Raw genomic sequence first — 17,360 nt, forward strand, 5'->3', positions numbered from 1 at the left:
CCTGCTCATTGGAGAATGATGAGATCGCTGCTCGTCGAGCGTATTGAGATATTCGTCGTGGAATTGCCGTCCATCCGTTCGTTCAGCATTTCAGGGGGAAACGTCACCACCGAGGGGAAGCCCGCCGAGCGGGTTCTCGTCAAGGTGACGGCCGGCGGGGTGACCGGCTGGGGCGAGGCCACGCCGACGCCCGCCTGGACGTACGAGACCGTGGAGTCGATCTCGACGACGATCGCCGGCTACCTGGCCCCCGCCCTCCTCGGCCGCCCCGCCTGGGACCTGGACGGCGCCTGCGCGGCCTACGAGAAGGTGATCAACCGCGGGCTGACGATCGGGTCGCCGATCGCCAAGTCCGCGCTCGACATCGCCCTGCACGACCTGCTCGGCCGGGCCCTCGGGGTGCCCGTCGGCGTGCTGTGGGGCCAGCGCCGCCTCGACCGGATCACGCTCGGCTGGATCGTGGCCGGTCAGACGCCCGGCGAGGTGCGGCAGGCGGTCGAGGAGGGGCGGGCGGAGGGCTACCGCGCGTTCAAGGTCAAGGTCGGCCTGCACGACGAGGCGACGGACCTGTCCGTCGTCGCGGCCGTCAGGGAGGCGGCCCCCGGCGCCCCGCTGTGGGTCGACGCCAACCAGGCCTACACCGTGGACGGCGCGCTGCGCATGGCCCGCCGGCTGGCCGACCTGGACGTCACGGCGTTCGAGCAGCCGCTGCCCGCCAACGACGTCACCGGGCTGCGCCGCCTGCGCGACCACAGCCCGCTCCCGGTCGCGCTCGACGAGAGCCTGCGCCACCCCTCCGACCTGGCCACGTTCGTCAAGCTCGACGCCGTCGACATCGCCATCGCCAAGGTGCAGCGGTCGGGCGGGCTGACCTTGTCGCGCCGGCTGTGCCAGCTCGCCGAGGACGCCGGGCTGCGCATCATGGGCTCGGGGCTGACGGACACCGACCTGGGGTTCGCCGCCTCGCTGCACCTGTTCGCGGCGTTCGGCGTGGACACCCCGGTCGACCTCAACGGCCGCCAGTTCGTGCGCTCGGCGTACGTCGGCGGCCCGACGGTGGAGGTCTCGGACGGGACGGCCCTGGTGCCCACCGGCCCCGGCCTCGGCGTCGAGGTGGACGAGAACGCCGTCCGCGCCCTGTCCACGGCCCACTGGACCGTCTGACGAACGAAAACCGGGGGCCGGGACGCGCGTCCCGGCCGCTGCGCACAAAGCGGCTCGACAATAGCTTCATCGTCACCACCGGCGCGTGCCGGCTCCTGCAGGGAAAACAGGGCCAAAATTATCAATATTACGATGCGCCGTAATAACCTTCGGGCGTCCAGGAGCTAGCGCAGCCAGTCGTCCAGGTGGGCGGCCACGAACTCGTCGTCCACCAGCCACGGATAGGCCGCGCTCACCCGCGCGATCTCCGCGGCCTGCCCGGGCGACAGGCCCTCGTCCGGGTTCAGGCACCACGTCCCGGCCAGCAGGCCCTGGCGGCGCAGCACCTCGTGCACCCCGGCGATGCAGCCGCGGAACCCGCCCGCCACGTCGAACACCGCGCCGTTGGCGTCGGTGAGGTCGCCGGCGCGGGCCAGCAGGGAACGCAGGACCTCGTCGTCGCCCGCCCACGCCCGGCGCACCTCGTCGAACATGAGCACCGCCGCCCGCGTCCACACCGCCCACTGGCCGAGCAGCCCGCCGACGATCCGGCGGCCCGCGACGGGGGAGAGCAGGTCGGCCAGGATGTTGTCGTCGTTGCCGGTGTAGAGCGCGAGGTCGTCGCCGCGTCCGGACGCCGCCACCGCCCTGACCACGTCGAGCGTGCGATACCGGTCGAAGGGCGCCATCTTGATCGCCACCACCGACTCCTGCTCGCTCAGCGACCGCCAGAACGACGGGCCGAGCCGGCGTCCGCCCACCGCCTCCTGGAGGTAGAAGCCGATCACCGGCAGCACCTCGCCCACCGCCCTGGCCCGCGCCAGCAGCTCCGGCTCGCCCGCGCCGGGCACCTGGGGCGACAGCAGCACCGCGTGGTAGCCCAGCGACGCGGCGAGCTCCGCCTCCGCCACGGCTTGGGCGGTGTCGCCGCACGCGCCCGCGACCATGACGAACGGCCGCTCCGCCTCCTTCGCCACGACCTCGGCGGCCAGCTCCAGCACCGGCCGCAGCAGGCCCGCCCGGCGGATCTCGAACTGCGTCGTGTGCACCGCCACGGCCGCGCCGCCCGCCCCCGAGGCCAGGTAGTAGCGGGTGAGCGCGCGCTGGCGGCGCTCGTCCAGAGTGCGCCCGGCGGTCAGCGCCAGCGGGTGGGCGGGGATGACCGTCCCCTCCCGCAGCAGGTCGATCGACATCTCAGAACCTCCCGTCGCGTACCGCGAACTTGGTCGGCCTGCCCGACAGGGGCAGCCCGCGCGACAGCCAGCCGGCCTGCCAGGCGATCAGGGTGTCCAGCGGCACGTCCGGGTAGCCGAACAGGCCGTGGCAGCGCGAGGCGTCGCTGAGCAGCGCGGTGCCGCTCTCGGCGCCGGTGAAGGACGCCTTCGTCCCCATCGCGGCGGCCAGCCGGGCCGCGGTGCGCCGCACCGAGGCGGTCTCCGGGCCGGTCAGGTTCAGGGTGAACGCCTCCGGGGCGCGCGCGTGGCGCAACGACCGCAGCGCGACCTCGTTGGCGTACCCCTGCCAGACGACGTTGACGTGCCCGGTGGTGAGGTCGACCGGCTCGCCCGCCGCCACGGTGGCCGCGAGGTCGGCCAGCACGCCGTAGCGCAGGTCCACCGCGTAGTTCAGGCGCAGGATCGCGACCCTGGTGCCGTACGCCGCGGCGGCGTGCTCGAAGACACGTTCCCGGCCCAGGCAGCTCATCGCGTACTCGCCCACCGGGTCCGGACGGTCCTCCTCGGCGCTGCCGCCGCCGGCCACGTCCACCAGCGGGTACACGTTGCCGGTGGAGAACACCGCGATCGCGGAGTCGCGGTAGCGCCGGGCCACGGCGGCCGGCAGCGCCGCGTTGACCGCCCACGCCTGGTACGGCGCCGCCGACGTGCCGAACTTGGCGCCCGCCATGAACACGACGTTGGCCGCGTCGGGCAGCCCGGTCAGGTCGCCGCCGGACATCAGATCGGCGGCGACCACCTCGACGCCCTCGTCGGCCAGCGCCCGCGCGGCCCGGCCGTCCGACCAGCGGGACACGGCGTACACGCGGGCCGAGCCGCGGCCCGCCGCCTCCAGGGCCCGCCGGGCCAGCCGGACCAGGCTCGGCCCCATCTTGCCGCCCGCGCCGAGCACGACGAGGTCGCCGTCGAGCCCGGCGACGTCGGCGGCCAGCGCGGCCGACGGGGTGGCCAGCCGGTCCTCCAGCTCCTGCTCAGAGGTGAACATGTGCGGCTCCTTCGGGTCGCCGGCGGGCCATGCCCATCCGGTCCGGCAGGGGGAGGCAGGCGGCCAGGGGGATCACCGTCCCAGCACCGTTCGGAAGGCGGCCAGGGCCTCGCCGACGGGCGCCGCGTCGGGGTACCAGGCGCGCTCCCACTCCAGCGCCAGGAAGCCCGCGTAGCCGATCCGGTCCAGCTCGGCCAGCACGCCCGGCACGCCCACCGCGCCCTTGCCCGGCAGCACCGGCGCGAGGTCGGCGGGCGAGGCGGCGTCCTTGATCTGCACGTGCCGCAGGTAGGGGGCCAGCGCGTCCGCGGTGGCCGCGGCGCTCTCGCCGGCCCGCCACGGGTTGACCACGTCCCACAGCGCGCCGACGCGCGGCGAGCCGACCCCGGCCAGCACGCCGGCCACCGCCTGGCCGGTCAGGAACACGTCGTGCGTCTCCAGCAGCACGTCCACGCCGTTGTCCGGCAGCCGGCCGGCCACGTCCGCGAGCCTCCGAGTCGCGGCGGCGGCCGGGTCGTCCTGCCCTTCGACCCCGCCGAAGACCCGCACGTACGGCGAGCCGAGCGCTTCGGCGATCTCGACGTGGCGCAGCACCTCGGCCACCGGGTCGCCGTCCGGCCGGGCCACGCGGGTGTAGGAGCACACGGCGACGATGCCGATCCCGGCGGCGGCGAACGTCCGGGCGATCGAGCGCAGCTCGGCGTCGGAGGTGTCCGGCGCGACGATCTCACCTTCGGCGCAGCGCAGCTCGACGGCGGCGCAGCCGTACCGGGCGGCGGTGGCGACGACCTCCGCGGCCGGTGCGCCCGGCATGCCGAGCGTGCTGAACGCGAGCGGGTTCATGACTGTCCCTTCACTGTGACGGTGGAACCCCGGCGGGCGGACTCGTAGACGGCCAGGGCGACGTCGAGGACCGACAGGGCGTACTCGGCGGTGACCTCGGGGGCGGTCCGGCCGGCGCAGGCGCGCGCGAAGTCGGCGAGCTGCGCGGCGAACGCGGTGGCCATCTCGCCGATCCCGGGCGCGGCGACCTGCGTGGCGACGCCGCCGCGGAAGGACCAGACGCCCTCGCCGCGGCTGATGCGCAGCGCGCCCTCGCCGCACACGATCTCGGCCTCGTCGGTGAACGGCAGGCCGGTGCCGGTGACCGAGATCGTCGACCGGGTGCCGTCGGCGTGCCGGGCCAGGGCGACCGCCTCGGTCTCCACCGACCCGCCGGCGGGCCCGGCGACGTGCGCGGTGACCTCCGCGATCGGCGAGCCGACCAGCATCTGGAGCTTGTCGATGCTGTGCGTGCCGACGTTGAGCACGATGCCGCCGCCGGCCATGTCGGCGTCGAGGAACCAGCGGGGACGCGTGGGGTCGGCGTAGTCGGCGGTGCGCCGCTCGGCGGCCACCACGACCTGGCCGAGCTCGCCCGAGGCGAGGAACCCGGCCGCCGCGCGCAGCATCGGGACGAAGCGCAGCACGTGCCCGACGGCGAACACGACGCCGGCCGCCCGGCACGCCTCGATCATGCGGACGGCGTCCTCGCGGGTGGTGGCGATCGGCTTCTCGACGAGCACGTGCAGCCCGGCCGCGGCGGCGTCGAGGGTGATCGGGGCGTGCAGCGCGTGCGGCACGGTGATCACGACCGCGTCGAGGCCGCCGGCGTCGAGCATCGCCCGGTGGTCGGTGAAGACCCGCGCGCCGGCCTCGGCGGCCAGCTTCTCGGCCGCCTCGGCCCGGACGTCGCACACCGCGGCGACCTTCACCTGCCCGGCGCTCTGGCGGGCGGCGGCCACGTGGAACTCCGCGATGGTGCCCGCGCCGATGACGCCCAGGCGCAGCCCGGATGTTGTGGTCACGATTTCCTTTCCGGATCGGAGATGGGCTCTGGTCAGCCCTTGAGACCCGCGGACATGGTTCCGCGGACGAAGTAACGCTGGGCCAGCACGAACACCACCAGCATCGGCAGCAGACTCATCATCGCCGCGGCCGTCACGAGCTGGTCGTTGCCGACGAACTGCCCCTTCAGGCTCAGCACGCCGACCGGCAGCGTGTAGTTCTCCGGCGAGGTGAGGTAGATCGTGGGCTCCAGCACGGCCTTCCACGAGGTGGTGAAGGTGAAGACCGCGAGCGTGGCCAGGGCGGGCTTGGCCAGCGGCAGGTGGATGCGCCAGAACACCTGCCAGGGATTGGCGCCGTCGAGGCCGGCCGCCTCCTCGAAGTCCTTGGGGATGCCGAGGAACGTCTGCCGCATCAGGAAGATCCCGATCGGCGTGGCCAGCCAGTACGGCACGATGAGCGGCAGCATCGAGTCCAGCCAGCCCAGCGAGCGGAACAGCAGGAAGTTCGGGACGATCGTGATGACGGTCGGCAACATCATCGTGCCCAGCGCCATCGTCAGCAGCGCCTGTTTGCCCGGCAGCCGCATCCTGGCCAGGGAGTGCCCGACCATGGCGCTGGTCAGCACGTTCCCGGCCACCGCGAGCACCGCGATCACCAGGCTGTTGGCCAGGTAGAGCCCGAACGGCGTGCGCCGCCACACCTCGGCGTAGTTGTCCCACTGGACCGGGTCGGGGATCCACGCGGGCGGCACCTGGATGTACTGGGCGAAGCTCTTGAGCGAGTTGCCCAGCGCCGCGGCGAACGGCAGCAACATGACCGCCGCCCCCGCCAGCACCAGCACGTACGAGACGGTCTTACGCATAGTGCACCCACCTGCGCTGGAGCCGGAACTGCACCAGGGTCAGCGCGAGCACCAGCACGAACAGCACCCACGCCACGGCCGAGGCGTAGCCCATCTGGAAGAACTGGAAACCCTGCCGGTAGAGGTAGAGCACGGTCAGCTCGCTCGCGCCGTGCGGCCCGCCGTCGGTCATCACGAAGACCTGCTCGAACGACTGCAGCGTCTCGATGGAGGTGAGCACCAGCACCAGGAACGTGGTGCCGGAGATGCCCGGCAGGGTGATGTAGCGGAACCGGTTCCAGGCCGACGCGCCGTCGATCTTGGCGGCCTCGTAGCGCTCCTCGGGGATGGCCTGCAGGCCCGCCAGGAAGAGCACCGTCATGTAGCCGACGCCCTTCCAGACCGCGACCGCCGCCAGCGTGGGGATCACCAGCGCGGGATCCTGCAACCAGTTCTCGGCCGGCAGCCCGAGGAAGCCGAGCACCTGGTTGGCGATGCCGGTCTGCGGGTTGAAGACGGCGTCGGCCACGTAGGCGACGACCACCCACGAGGAGACGACCGGCACGAAGTAGGCCGCGCGGAACAGCGCCATGCCGCGCAGCCGCTGGTTGAGCGCGACCGCCAGGGCCAGCGCCAGGGCCGTCTGGGTGGGCACGAACAGCACCGCGAAGTACGCCGTGTTGCCGAGCGTGCGCCAGAACGTCGGGTCCTCGAAGAGGCGGGTGAAGTTGCCGAACCCGACGAACCTCGGCGCGGACATCAGGTCGTACTCGGTCATGCTGAAGAACAGGGAGGCCAGCAGCGGCCAGGCGGCCAGCGCGACCAGGTGCAGGAGGTAGGGCGAGGCGAACGCGAAGGCCCAGGCCCGCTCGCCGGTGCGCCGCCGGGCCGGCGGCCGCGGCTCGGCGGCCACCTGTCCGGCGCGCCTGGTGAGCACCGTCACTGCGTCTTCCCGGCGTAGAAGCGGTCGATGACCTCCTGGGCCTCCTTCTGCCCGGTCTGCAGCGCGGTGGCGACCGGCGTGGCGCCCGACAGGGCCTCGTTCATGCGCTTGGCCAGGGCCTCGGTGTACTCCGACCACACGGCGTTGGTGCCGAGGTCGGTGGCCGCGTCGAGCGACTCCAGGAAGACCGGGCCGCGGTCGGCGGGCAGGGCCGTGGCGGCGACCTTCTTGTTGATCGGGATCGCCTCGCCCAGCTCGGCCCACTTGCGCTGCGGGCCCTCGCCGGAGAAGAACGTGATCCACTTCCACGCCGCGTCGGCCTGCGCGGGGGAGGCGCCCTTGCCGACCACCCACGAGTTGACGATCGCGACGTTGCCACGCCCGGCCGGGCCCTTCGGCAGCGGCGCCACGCCGAAGTCGACGCCCGCGCTCACCGCGGGCAGCGTCCGGGCGTAGATGCCGTACGACATGGCGACCCGGCCGGTCGCGAACAGCGTGTGCACGACGCCCTTGCCCATGGCCTCGGTGGTCACGTAGTCGGGGGCGAAGCCGTCCTTGCCCATGGCGCGCAACATCCAGTCGAGCGCGGCCGTGGACTGCGGGCTGTCGACGACGACCTTGCGGCCCCCGTCGGTGACGACGTCGCCGCCGAACGCCTTGACGATGGGCCACCAGCTCTCGGTGAACCCCGGCGAGTACGCGCGGAATCCGTAGGTGTCGGGCTTGCCGTCGCCGTTGGCGTCCTTGGTGAGCTTCCTGGCCGCGGCGGCCAGGTCGTCGTAGGTCCATTCGGCCGTGGGCTCGGCGACCTTGGCCTCGGCGAACAGCTTCTTGTTGTAGAAGAGCACCGGGGTCTGGGCGCCCTGGGGGAAGCCGAAGACCCGGCCCTGGGCGTCGCGGTTCAGCTCGATGCCGGAGAAGTCGGCGGCGTTGACGGTCTTGACCCGGTCGCTCAGGTCGGCGAGCGCGCCGCGGGCGGCGAACTCCTGCACGAGCACGCCGTCCGACAGCCACACCTGGGGCGCCTGGCCGCCGGCGATCTGCGTCCTGAGCCGCTCGAAGAACTTGACGTACGGCGCGACCTCCAGCTGCACCTTGATCGACGGGTTGGCGGCCGTGAACTCCTTGACGAGCTCCCGCATGGTCGTGTCGGCCGGGTCGCCCGCGGCGGCGTAGAAGCCGAGCTTCAGGGTGACCGCCCCGGAGTCGTCGGCCGGGCCGCCGCACGACGCCGTGCCGGCCACGGTGAGGACGGCCGCCGCGGCAGCGGCGAGCACGCGCACTCTCATTGGGTCCTCCAACAGGAACGAAGAGGGGGGAAGGGGGGGAGGGGGACGCCGCCGTCACGTCGGGACGCGGACCTCGACCAGGCTGCCGGAGGCGGCTCCGCAGGAGGCGCGGACGGCCAGGCGGGGCTGCAGCACGACCCGGCAGACCGGGGCGGCGGGGCCGAGCTCGATCCGGCGCAGCAGCAGTTCGGTCGCCATGCGGCCGACCTCGGCCTTGGGCGGGGAGACCGCGGTGAGCGGCACCTCCGACAGGTCGGCGACCTCGTCGTCGTAGGCGACGACGGCGATGTCGTCGGGCACGGTCAGGCCGACCCGGCGCAGGTAGGGCAGCAGCGCGGTGGCCTCGCGGTCGCCGAGGCACACCACCGCGCGCACCTTCTCGGCGACCAGCGCGTTGGCGTAGGCCAGCATGTCGGGTCCGGTCCAGACGGGCTGCCTGGCCACGGCCTCCGGGATCTCCGGAAGCCCGAGGTCGGCGACGGCCTGGCGGTATCCCGCGAAGACCTGCTCGGAGCTGGCGGTGCCGATCCGGCCGAGGTAGCCGATCCGGCCGCGGCCGAGCCCGCTCAGGTGCTGCACCGCCGCGTAGCCGCCGCCGTGCACGTCGGTGCAGACGTAGGAGGTCGGGTCGGCCGGGCGGGGGTCGGCCGGGCGGCGTTCCACCAGGACGTACGGCACGGGCAGCCCGCGCAGGCGGCCCAGGTGGGCGTCGGGGTCGGCGGCGAGGTGCAGGTTGGGCACCAGCAGCAGACCGGCCACGCCGACGTCGACGAGCTGCTGGATCTGCCCGGCCTCGACGTCGGGGTCGTAGTTGGAGCAGGCCAGCACGAGCTGCACGCCGGCGGCGGTGGCCGCCCGCTCGATGCCCTGGACGACCTGCGGGAAGTAGTAGGTGGTCGACGGGACGAGCGCGCCGATGAGACGCGGCCTGGCCCCCGGGCTGACGGAGCTGGTCACGAAGGTGCCCGACCCCTGCCGGCGCCGGACGAGCCCCTCCTCGACCAGGAGGTCGACCGCGCGGCGCACGGTGTTGACCCCGACCGAGTAGGTCTGCGCCAGCTCGGACTCGGTCGGCAGCCGGCCGCCGACCGGCCAGCGGCCCTGCACGATCTCCTGCCGCAGGCGCGCCGCGAGGGTGCGGAATCGCCTTCCCCTGGGGAGGGAATTCATTCCTTCAGGTGGCTCCATAACGGGATTCTTCTCGTCATTCCAAAGTAATGTCAACCCTAAATTCACTCCGTTATTCGCGGCATATTAGGAATGAATTCCCTCCCTTTGGAGCTCACCAGCGGGCCGTGACGTCCTTGTCGCGGTCGTAGGCGGCGGCCCAGTAGCGGCCCGCGGCGGTCAGGCGGTGACCGGCGAAGCCCACCTCGCCGGTCGGCTGCTTCAGCGCCTCCGACGTCGCGGTGGCCCAGCCGTCGGCGCCCGCGGTCACCGTCACGTAGCGGCCGGCGGAGAAGGTGAAGCGCCCGCGGACCGTGGCGGCCACCGGCTGCCCGCTCTCCTTGTCCACCACCCGCAGCCGGACGCGGGCCGCGCCGCCCTCCACCGTCACCGCCATCGACTGCACGACCATGGGCCGCAGGCCGCTCGCGCCGGTCGTCACGCTGACCGGGGCCGAGGGCGGGCCGCGGTGACCGGCCACGTCCACCGGCACGACGCGGTAGTGGTAGGCGGTGGCGGGCAGCAGGCCGGTGTCGGTGTGGGTGAGGCCGCGGGCCTTCCCGGCGAGCGTGCCGGGGCCCGGGGTGAAGCCCGCCTCGGTCGAGCGGTGCACCTCGTAGTGGGCGACCTCGGTGTCGTCGCGCGCCCGCCCGTACGTCAGGTCCACCGTGGCGTGGCCGGACGCCACGGCCCGCGGCGGCGAGGCCACGCCCGTGGGCGGCCCGGAGTCGGCGGGCGGCTCCGGCCACCTGGCCGAGGGCCCCCAGACCGTGGGCAGCTCCCGGTAGGAGTCGTAGTGGTGCAGCGCGATCCCGGCGAAGGCCGGGCTGCCCGCGAACGCCTGGGAGACCTTGGCCAGCTCGGCCTCCAGCACGTCCCTGCCCTCCTCGCGGAAGGTGATGCTGGACGGGTCGCCGCTGGTCGCGATGTCCAGCGTCTCCACGCCGACCACCACCGACAGCGGCTTGCCGATGCGCTCGGCGTAGGCCAGCTCGCCGGCCGCCTGCGCGATGATGCCGGGGCCGCCGTCCGCCTGGTCGCGGTAGTCCATGATCGCGATGTAGTCGCTGAGGTCCTGGACGTGCTCGGCCAAGGTGCGGGTGGTCCCGCCGTAGGTGATGCCGGTGCAGCAGGCGGAGGTGTCCAGCCAGCGCGGCACGGCCGGGCCGAACAGCAGCGGCTGCCCGGAGGCGTCCCGGCGGGCGATCATCGCGCGCAGCGTGTCCAGCCACTGGATCTGCACGTCGGGCTTGCCGCTGGTGAACCAGGGCAGGCTGTACGGCTCGATGTCGACGTTGATCCCGTCGAACCGCTCCGCCGGCTTCGAGGACAGGTTGTAGTCGAGCACCCGTTCCATCTCCCCGACGGCCCGCTCGCGGTAGCGGGACAGCGCCCCCAGGTACGGCGGCCGCGTCCCGCCGGCGACGGTGGCGTGCACCTTCATGCCCCGGCCGTGCGCCCAGGCCACCAGGTCACGCAGCCCGGGACGCGCGTCCTCGATCATGTCGCGCCCGGCATAGGTGTCCACGCCCAGGTAGAGCGTCGATCCGGCGGGCAGGACGGTCTCCAGCAGGCGGCGCGAACCGGGGTTGAGCACCAGGTTGTAGGACGCCTTCTCCCAGATCCACATCGCCCGGTCCTGCCGGTGCGGCACCGGGGCCTGCCCGCGCGCCGCGCCGAGCGCCACGTACGTGGTGGACGACCGGGACACGTGGCCGCGCGCGTCCACCGCCTCGGCCTCCAGGCTCGCCATCACGTCGCCGTACCGGGCCGGGTTCAGCAGCGCGACGTAGCGTCCTCGCGCGCCGGCGGTGGGCTGCCAGGGGCCGCCGTTGACGCGGACCCGCACCGAGCGCACGTCCGCGCCGGCCACGTGCACCCGGACCGGTGTGGGACGGGTGAGCCGGGCCCCGTCGGCGGGCTCGGCGATCGACACGCGCGGGGCCCTGGCCCGCGGGTTGTCCAGGCGCAGGGTCAGCGGCGGCGACCAGGCGCCGTAGCGGGTGTCGGCCGCCGTGGCCTTGGCGTAGACCTCGATCTCGCCGTCCAGGGCGCGGGTGTCGAGGTCGTAGGACCAGGTTCCGCTGTCGTCGGCGTCGGGGTCGGTGACCTCGGCCCGTTCCACGCGCTCGCCGTCCACCACGACGGACACGTCGTAGGCGGCGGTGAAGCGGCCGGTCAGCCGGATCAGGCCGGGGGCGGGCTCGGCGGCGTCGATCACCACCGACGGCGGGTCGGCCGCGCTCGCCACGGCCGGTGCGGCCACGGCAAGCGGCACGGCGAGCGGCACGGCGAGCGCGAGCGCGCCCGCGATTCTCCACAGCCTTTCGGGCATGAAGCCACCTCCATAGGAATGAATTAACGCCGGAAACGGATATGTCCGGACATTGAATCCATGGGATGGCGAAACGATAGCCCCGAATTTCCGGAAGAAGAATGGCATGAATTCCGGCCACCGAATGGGCGAGGTGCTCTCGGGCCCGAGACGGGCCCCGCGGCGACGCGGAAGGCAGGGCGAGATCCCTCTGACGGGGGAGGGGGTTCGCGCGCGGTGGGGAGGGACGGGCGCCGGGCGGTCCCTAGCGTTGCGGGCATGGTCGACTCTCATCGCCCGCGGCGCTGGCCGGCGTACGGGCTGGCGGCGCTGATGCTCGGGTACGCGGCAGGCAAGGCCGCCTTCGCCGTCCAGGGCAGGCTCGGTTTCCCCGGCGGGCCGCCCGTGCCGGCGGCCGAGGCCGCGGGCTACTTCCTGGACCCCTCACTCGCGCAGGGGTTCGCGGCGGTCTCCGGGGTGCTGGGGGCCTGTGTCGCCGTGGCCACCGTCACCGCCGCGGGCCGCCGGCTGCCGCGCGCCGCGATGCTCGCCGTGCTGGCGGTGATGCTGGCGGCGCTCGGCGGGGGTGCGGGCATCATGATCCTCGACGGGTTCGTCGGCCTCGGCGTCGGCTGGCGCTGGTACCACGGGATCATCGGGCTCGTCGTGGCCGGCCTGGCCGCCGGGACGGCCCGGTCCTACTGGACGGCCACCCGCCCCGCCCGCCCGAGCCCCGGCCCCGCCCGGTCAGCCTCGTGAGAAGGCCGCGACCAGTTGCTCCGTGGTCAGGATCGCGTGGGCGAAGGTGGGGCCGTTGAGCTCGTGCGCGGCGTGCAACATCTCCGGCAGGTACGCGGCCGTCGCGTCGCGCACCAGCGTCACGTGGTAGCCCAGCTCCATGGCGAACCGCCCGGTGGACTCGACGCACGTGTTGGCCAGCACGCCCACGGCCACCACGTGCGTGACGCCGCGTTGCCGCAGCTGGAGGTCCAGGTCGGTGTTGGCGAACCCGCTCTGCGCCCAGTGCTCGGCGGCCACGACGTCGTCCTCCTCCGGCTGGAGGTCGGGATGGAACTCCCCGCCCCACGAGCCGCGCGCGAAGGTGTGCCGTTCCTGGATGCCGTGCTGCGTCGGGTTCGGATGGGCCCAGCTCTCGTAGTCGCCCGGCGCCCAGCGGCGGTGCGGGACGAACACCACCCGCACGCCGGCCGCACGCGCCGCGGCGATCACCGCCCGCAGGTTGTCCAGCAGGCCGATCGCCTGCGCCACCGGCCCGAGCCGCGGCCACACCTTGCCGCCCTCGGAGATGAAGTCGTTGTACGGATCGACCAGCAGCACCGCCGTGCGGCGCGGGTCGTAGGACTCGGTCATGGCCGCCCCCTCAGTTGCCGGTGGTCAGGACCATGCGGAAGCGGGCCTGCCCGGACATCATCCGCTGGTACGCCGTCGCGGCCTCCTCCAGCGGCGCCTCCTCCGTCCAGGCCCGCACGCCGCTCCGCGCGGCGAACCGCATGGTGTCCTGGGTGTCCACGGCGATGCCGGAGGCGTGCCCGTAGACCCGGCGGGCGCCGCCGACGAGCTGCAGCGGAGTGACGGCCAGCGGGTCGGTGTCGATGCCGACGGTGATGAGCTCGCCGCGCCGGCCCAGCCCGTCGATCGTGCCGGACATCGCCGCCGAGCTGGTCACCGTCGCCAGCACCACCTTGGCCCCGCCCCGCGCCAGCAGCGCGTCGGCGACCTGTTCGGCGGCGCCGTCGATGTAGTGGGCGGCGCCGAGCTCGCGGGCCAGCGGCTCCTTGTCCCTCCCGCGCGCGATCGCCACCGTGTCGAAGCCCATCCGCGCGGCGAACTGCACGCCCAGGTGGCCGAGGCCGCCCAGCCCGAGGATCGCCACGGTGTCGCCGGGCCGCGCCGAGCTGCGCCGCAGCGCGTTGAACACGGTCACGCCCGCGCAGGCCAGGGGCGCCGCCTGCACCGCGGTCAGCTCGTCGGGGATCGCGGCCAGGGCGACGGCCGGCGCCACGACGGAGTCGGCGAACCCGCCTGGGTAGGCGGCGCCCGGCACCTGGAGCTCCGGGCAGAGCACGCCGTCGCCCTCCCGGCAGGCGTCGCAGTGGCCGCAGCTCCCGCCGTACCAGCCGACCGCCACCCGGTCGCCCACGGACCAGCCCGCGACGCCGTCGCCGATCGCGTCGACGCGTCCGGCGATCTCGTGCCCCGGCGTGACGGGGAAGGCGGTGCCCGGCAGCGCGCCGCCGAGGATCAGCGCGTCGGAGTGGCACACCCCGCACGCCTCGACGGTGATCCGCACCTGGCCGGGGCCCGGTTCGCGGGTCTGCGCCGGGGCCTGGGCCATGGCGCCGCCGGGCTCGGCGACCTGGATGGAACGGTGCAGGGCAGAAGACGGCATGGCGTCTGCTCTTTCTACGTACGGGAAGCAGCGGCCTCGACGGGAGGCCCTCACAAGGGCAGCTTTTCCACTTCCGCCTCGTTTACCCCACCGGCACGGCGAAGGCCCGGGACCCTGACGCGGGTCCCGGGCCGCGGGAGCCGCCGGTCAGCCCGCGGGGACGACCGGGACGCCGCCGAAGGTCACCACCAGGCGGCCGTCCGCGGCGAAGGACCAGTTCAGGGCGCCGCCGTAGGCCGAGCAGCGGGAGCCGTTCGAGCCGGACCAGAACTGGTTGGAGGCGTCCGCGGAGCCGACGATCTTGTCGTTGGCGCCGCTGCCGGAGCGGCACGAGGTGTTGTCGCGGAACACCGAGGTGCCGCCGTCGAAGGAGAAGTTGCGCTCGGCGTTGTCGATGGAGACGTTGCCGCTGATCGACATCGTGCCGAGGTTGCGGTTGTAGGTGAAGCCGTGCTTGCCGTTGCGGTAGGCGATGTTGCGCCGCACGACGTGGTCGACCTTGATGTCCTCGCCGCCCAGTTTGTAGCCGTTGCGGTCGCCGTTCCCGGCCTGGCTGCCGTCGCTGAGCGTGCCGTTGCCGTAGGCCAGGGAGTCCTCGACGGTGACCGGGCCGATCGGGCCGGTCTCGGTCTTGGTGTAGAGGTCCCAGCCGTCGTCGATGTTGTTGCGGGACACCGCGTACCGGAAGACGTTGCCGGGCCCGACGGTCAGCTTGGCGGCGAAGCCGTCGGCGTCCTCGCCGTCGGAGTCGGCGTTGTCATGCGAGACCGTGCTCAGCACGAGGTTGCCGGACGGCCACCGGCTCTGCGGCGTGTCGGAGGCGATGCGTGAGAGCTGCAGCCCGGTGTCGCGGTTGTACCGGGTCACCGACCGTTCGATGATGTTGCCGCTGCCGCCGACGAAGATGCCGTTGTCGCCGGCGCGCTCGACGGTGATGCCGTACAGGTGCCAGTACGAGCCGTTGACGGCGAGCCCGCGGTTGGCCGGGTCCTCGCTCTGGGCCGCGAAGTTCAGCACCGGCGTCTCGCCGGGGTAGGCCGACAACTTCTTGCGGGCCGCGGCGGTGCCGTCGTTGCCGGGGGCGATGGTGACCGTCTGGCTGAAGGCGTACGTGCCGCCGCGCAGGTAGATCGTGCCGCCCGCCGCGACGCGGGTGATGGCGGAGGTGAGCGTCGTCGGGTCCGACTGGGTGCCGGTCGCGCCGTCCCTGCCGGTCGGGGAGACGTACAGCGCGCCGGTGGGCGGCGGGACGGTGGGCGTGACGGTGGGGGTCGGCGTGGGACTGGTGGTCGGTCCGCCGCCGGCGGGCTTGAGGGTCCACTGCTTGGTGGCGGCCGAGTCGCAGGAGTTCTGCTGCAGGAGCGCGCCCGGCGCGGTGGAGTCGTCCTTGACGTTGAGGCACTTGCCGCCGCCCGCGTTGACGATCCGGTACGCGTCGCCGGCGGCGGTGAGCTGCCAGGTCTGGGAGGCGGCGCCCGTACAGGTCTCCTGCTGCACGGGCTTGCCCGCGCTGGTGGAGGCGTCCCGGACGCCGGCGCACTTGCCGCTGTGCGCCGCCTTGACCTGGAAGCCGCTCCCGGCGGCGGTGAGGGTGAAGACCTGCCCGGCGGCCTCGGCGCAGGCGTTCTGCGCGAGTTGCACGCCGTCGCCGGTGCTCTGCCCCGGCACGGTGGCGCACAGGCCGCTGCCGCCGTTGACCAGCGTGTAGTTCCCGCCGGCCGGGGCCGCCGAGGCGGGCGTGTTCAGCCCGGCGACCAGGCCGCCTGCGGTGAGCAGGCCGGTGGTCAGCACGACCGCCAGTCTCGTCGCCAAGGGTTGGTTCTTACGCACGTCCAGCTCCGTTTCGATGGAGGAGTGGAAGGGGGGTGCCGCGCGAGCCTTGCCAACCGGTTGCAGTAACAGTGGCTTCGTGCCGAGGAAAGGTCAATACGTCCAGGTAAAACTGCAAACGCTTCGAGCGTTCTGCCTGGTGGCGTGGTTATTTCTGCAACAACCGATTGCAGGAAAGTTGCGAACAGCGGTCAGCGGGTCAGGGGCAGCGGGCCGCTCTCGGGGGTGAAGAGCTGCTCGTCGAGATGGTCGACGGCGTAGTCGATCGCGCCCGCCACCACGCACTCGTCGCCCAGCGTGGACGCCCGCACCTCCGGCATGCGCATGCACCGCCGCTCCAGCCGTTCGCGCAGCGGCCCGAGCAGCACGTCCGCCGACCTGGAGAACCCGCCGCCCAGCACCACGACCTGCGGATCGAGGACGAGCACCATGGCGGCCGCGCCCACGGCCAGGTCGTCGAGATAGCGCCCGACCGCCTCCAGCGCCACCGGGTCGCCGTTCCTGGCGGCGGCCAGCGTGTAGCCCGCCGCGTCCTCCGGCGGCGTGCCCTCGGGGACGGCCGCGCACGAGTTGAGGTGCTCGGGCGCGTCGAACCAGCGGGCCTCGGGCAGCATGGAGATCTCCCCGGCCGCCGCCCCGAACCCCCGGTGGACCCGGCCGCCGATGATCAGCCCGGCGCCCATGCGCCTGCCGACGTGCAGGAACACCACGTCCTTGGCGCCCTGGGCGACGCCGCGCCGGGCCTCGGCCATGGCGGCCAGGCGGCTGTCGTTCTCGATCAGCACCTGGCAGGGGAACATCTCGCGCATCCGGCCAGCCAGGTCGAGGTCGCGCCAGGACGGGACGGCGGCCGAGTAGATGACCCGCCCGTCGATGTCGATGATGCCGATGGTGCCGACGGCGATCGTCCACAGGTCGGACACCGTGACGCGGCCGAGCGCCAGGCAGCCGGAGACGGCCCGCTCGATCGCGGCCAGGCGCTCCTCCAGCGGCGCGTCCGGCAGCACCGGCTGGCGGGTCTCGGCCAGGATCTCGCCGTCGAGGTCGGACAGGGCGGCGCGGATGTTGTGGCCGCCCACGTCGACGCCGACCAGGTAGCCGCTGTCGGCGCGGAAGCGGTAGCGGCGGGCCGGCCGGCCCATCGAGCCGGGGCTCGGCGGCACCTCCTCGACCCAGCCGAGGTCCATCAGCTCGCCGGCGACCTCCTTCATGGACGGCCGCGACAACCCGGTGCGCTCGGCCAGCGCCGACAGGGTGAGCGGGCCGGCCCGGCGCAACGCCCGGATGGCGGTCAGCGAGTTGAGCTGTCGCAGCCGTGACAGGTCGCCGCCGCGTAGATCCGCCATCGCCGTCCTTAACGTAGGTCTCCTCTG

Annotated in this window: 15 protein-coding genes; 2 read left to right on the forward strand and 13 right to left on the reverse strand. The window is 73.3% G+C overall.

Annotated elements, in window-relative coordinates; all coding sequences use genetic code 11:
- The first annotated feature begins 57 nt into the window (after nt 1-57).
- Nucleotides 58-1,164 (forward strand): dipeptide epimerase, encoded by a 1,107-nt coding sequence (locus tag AB0J71_RS07145; RefSeq protein ID WP_364413222.1) that lies wholly within the window; start codon nt 58-60, stop codon nt 1,162-1,164.
- A gap of 164 nt (nt 1,165-1,328) precedes the next feature.
- Here the strand turns inward: AB0J71_RS07145 and AB0J71_RS07150 are convergent, their stop codons facing one another.
- The 9 genes from AB0J71_RS07150 to AB0J71_RS07190 form a co-directional block, all read right to left on the reverse strand.
- Entirely contained in the window at nt 1,329-2,336 is a 1,008-nt protein-coding gene (locus AB0J71_RS07150; protein ID WP_364413224.1) for a dihydrodipicolinate synthase family protein, read from the reverse strand.
- 1 nt (nt 2,337) lies between these two features.
- Nucleotides 2,338-3,363: an NAD-dependent epimerase/dehydratase family protein gene (locus tag AB0J71_RS07155; protein WP_364389627.1), complete on the reverse strand. Its 1,026-nt coding sequence runs from the start codon at nt 3,361-3,363 to the stop codon at nt 2,338-2,340.
- 72 nt (nt 3,364-3,435) lie between these two features.
- Nucleotides 3,436-4,206, reverse strand: a complete 771-nt coding sequence (locus AB0J71_RS07160) for a sugar phosphate isomerase/epimerase family protein (RefSeq protein ID WP_352328345.1) — start codon at nt 4,204-4,206, stop codon at nt 3,436-3,438.
- Nucleotides 4,203-5,210 (reverse strand): Gfo/Idh/MocA family oxidoreductase, encoded by a 1,008-nt coding sequence (locus tag AB0J71_RS07165; RefSeq protein ID WP_352328344.1) that lies wholly within the window; start codon nt 5,208-5,210, stop codon nt 4,203-4,205. The genes AB0J71_RS07160 and AB0J71_RS07165 overlap by 4 nt, the downstream gene beginning before the upstream one ends.
- Nucleotides 5,211-5,242: 32 nt before the next feature.
- Nucleotides 5,243-6,055: a carbohydrate ABC transporter permease gene (locus AB0J71_RS07170; protein WP_352328343.1), complete on the reverse strand. Its 813-nt coding sequence runs from the start codon at nt 6,053-6,055 to the stop codon at nt 5,243-5,245.
- On the reverse strand, nt 6,048-6,977 hold the full coding sequence (locus AB0J71_RS07175) for a sugar ABC transporter permease (RefSeq protein WP_364413226.1): 930 nt from the start codon (nt 6,975-6,977) through the stop codon (nt 6,048-6,050). The genes AB0J71_RS07170 and AB0J71_RS07175 overlap by 8 nt, the downstream gene beginning before the upstream one ends.
- Entirely contained in the window at nt 6,974-8,266 is a 1,293-nt protein-coding gene (locus tag AB0J71_RS07180; RefSeq protein WP_364413228.1) for an extracellular solute-binding protein, read from the reverse strand. Before AB0J71_RS07180 ends, AB0J71_RS07175 begins: the two co-directional genes overlap by 4 nt.
- Nucleotides 8,267-8,320: 54 nt before the next feature.
- On the reverse strand, nt 8,321-9,436 hold the full coding sequence (locus AB0J71_RS07185; RefSeq protein WP_352328340.1) for a GntR family transcriptional regulator: 1,116 nt from the start codon (nt 9,434-9,436) through the stop codon (nt 8,321-8,323).
- Nucleotides 9,437-9,548: 112 nt separating this feature from the next.
- Nucleotides 9,549-11,768 carry a hypothetical protein gene (locus AB0J71_RS07190; RefSeq protein ID WP_364413230.1) on the reverse strand — a complete coding sequence of 740 codons (2,220 nt, stop codon included), beginning with the start codon at nt 11,766-11,768 and terminating at the stop codon, nt 9,549-9,551.
- 258 nt (nt 11,769-12,026) lie between these two features.
- Between AB0J71_RS07190 and AB0J71_RS07195 the strand changes: the two genes are divergently transcribed.
- Nucleotides 12,027-12,506, forward strand: coding sequence for a hypothetical protein (locus tag AB0J71_RS07195; protein ID WP_364413232.1), 480 nt, complete (start codon nt 12,027-12,029; stop codon nt 12,504-12,506).
- Here AB0J71_RS07195 and AB0J71_RS07200 read toward each other — a convergent pair.
- The 4 genes from AB0J71_RS07200 to AB0J71_RS07215 form a co-directional block, all read right to left on the reverse strand.
- Complete coding sequence (locus AB0J71_RS07200; protein ID WP_352327620.1) at nt 12,495-13,118, reverse strand: cysteine hydrolase; 624 nt, start codon at nt 13,116-13,118, stop codon at nt 12,495-12,497. The genes AB0J71_RS07195 and AB0J71_RS07200 overlap by 12 nt on opposite strands.
- Nucleotides 13,119-13,128: 10 nt before the next feature.
- A complete protein-coding gene (locus AB0J71_RS07205; RefSeq protein ID WP_364413234.1) occupies nt 13,129-14,157 on the reverse strand; it encodes an alcohol dehydrogenase catalytic domain-containing protein in 1,029 nt (342 codons plus the stop codon).
- A gap of 147 nt (nt 14,158-14,304) precedes the next feature.
- On the reverse strand, nt 14,305-15,969 hold the full coding sequence (locus AB0J71_RS07210) for an RICIN domain-containing protein (protein WP_352327622.1): 1,665 nt from the start codon (nt 15,967-15,969) through the stop codon (nt 14,305-14,307).
- Between the two features lie 209 nt (nt 15,970-16,178).
- On the reverse strand, nt 16,179-17,333 hold the full coding sequence (locus tag AB0J71_RS07215; RefSeq protein ID WP_352327623.1) for an ROK family protein: 1,155 nt from the start codon (nt 17,331-17,333) through the stop codon (nt 16,179-16,181).
- Between the last annotated feature and the right edge of the window lie 27 nt (nt 17,334-17,360).

The organism is Nonomuraea sp. NPDC049637 (assembly GCF_040675235.1).
In the GTDB taxonomy this organism is placed as follows: Bacteria; Actinomycetota; Actinomycetes; order Streptosporangiales; family Streptosporangiaceae; genus Nonomuraea.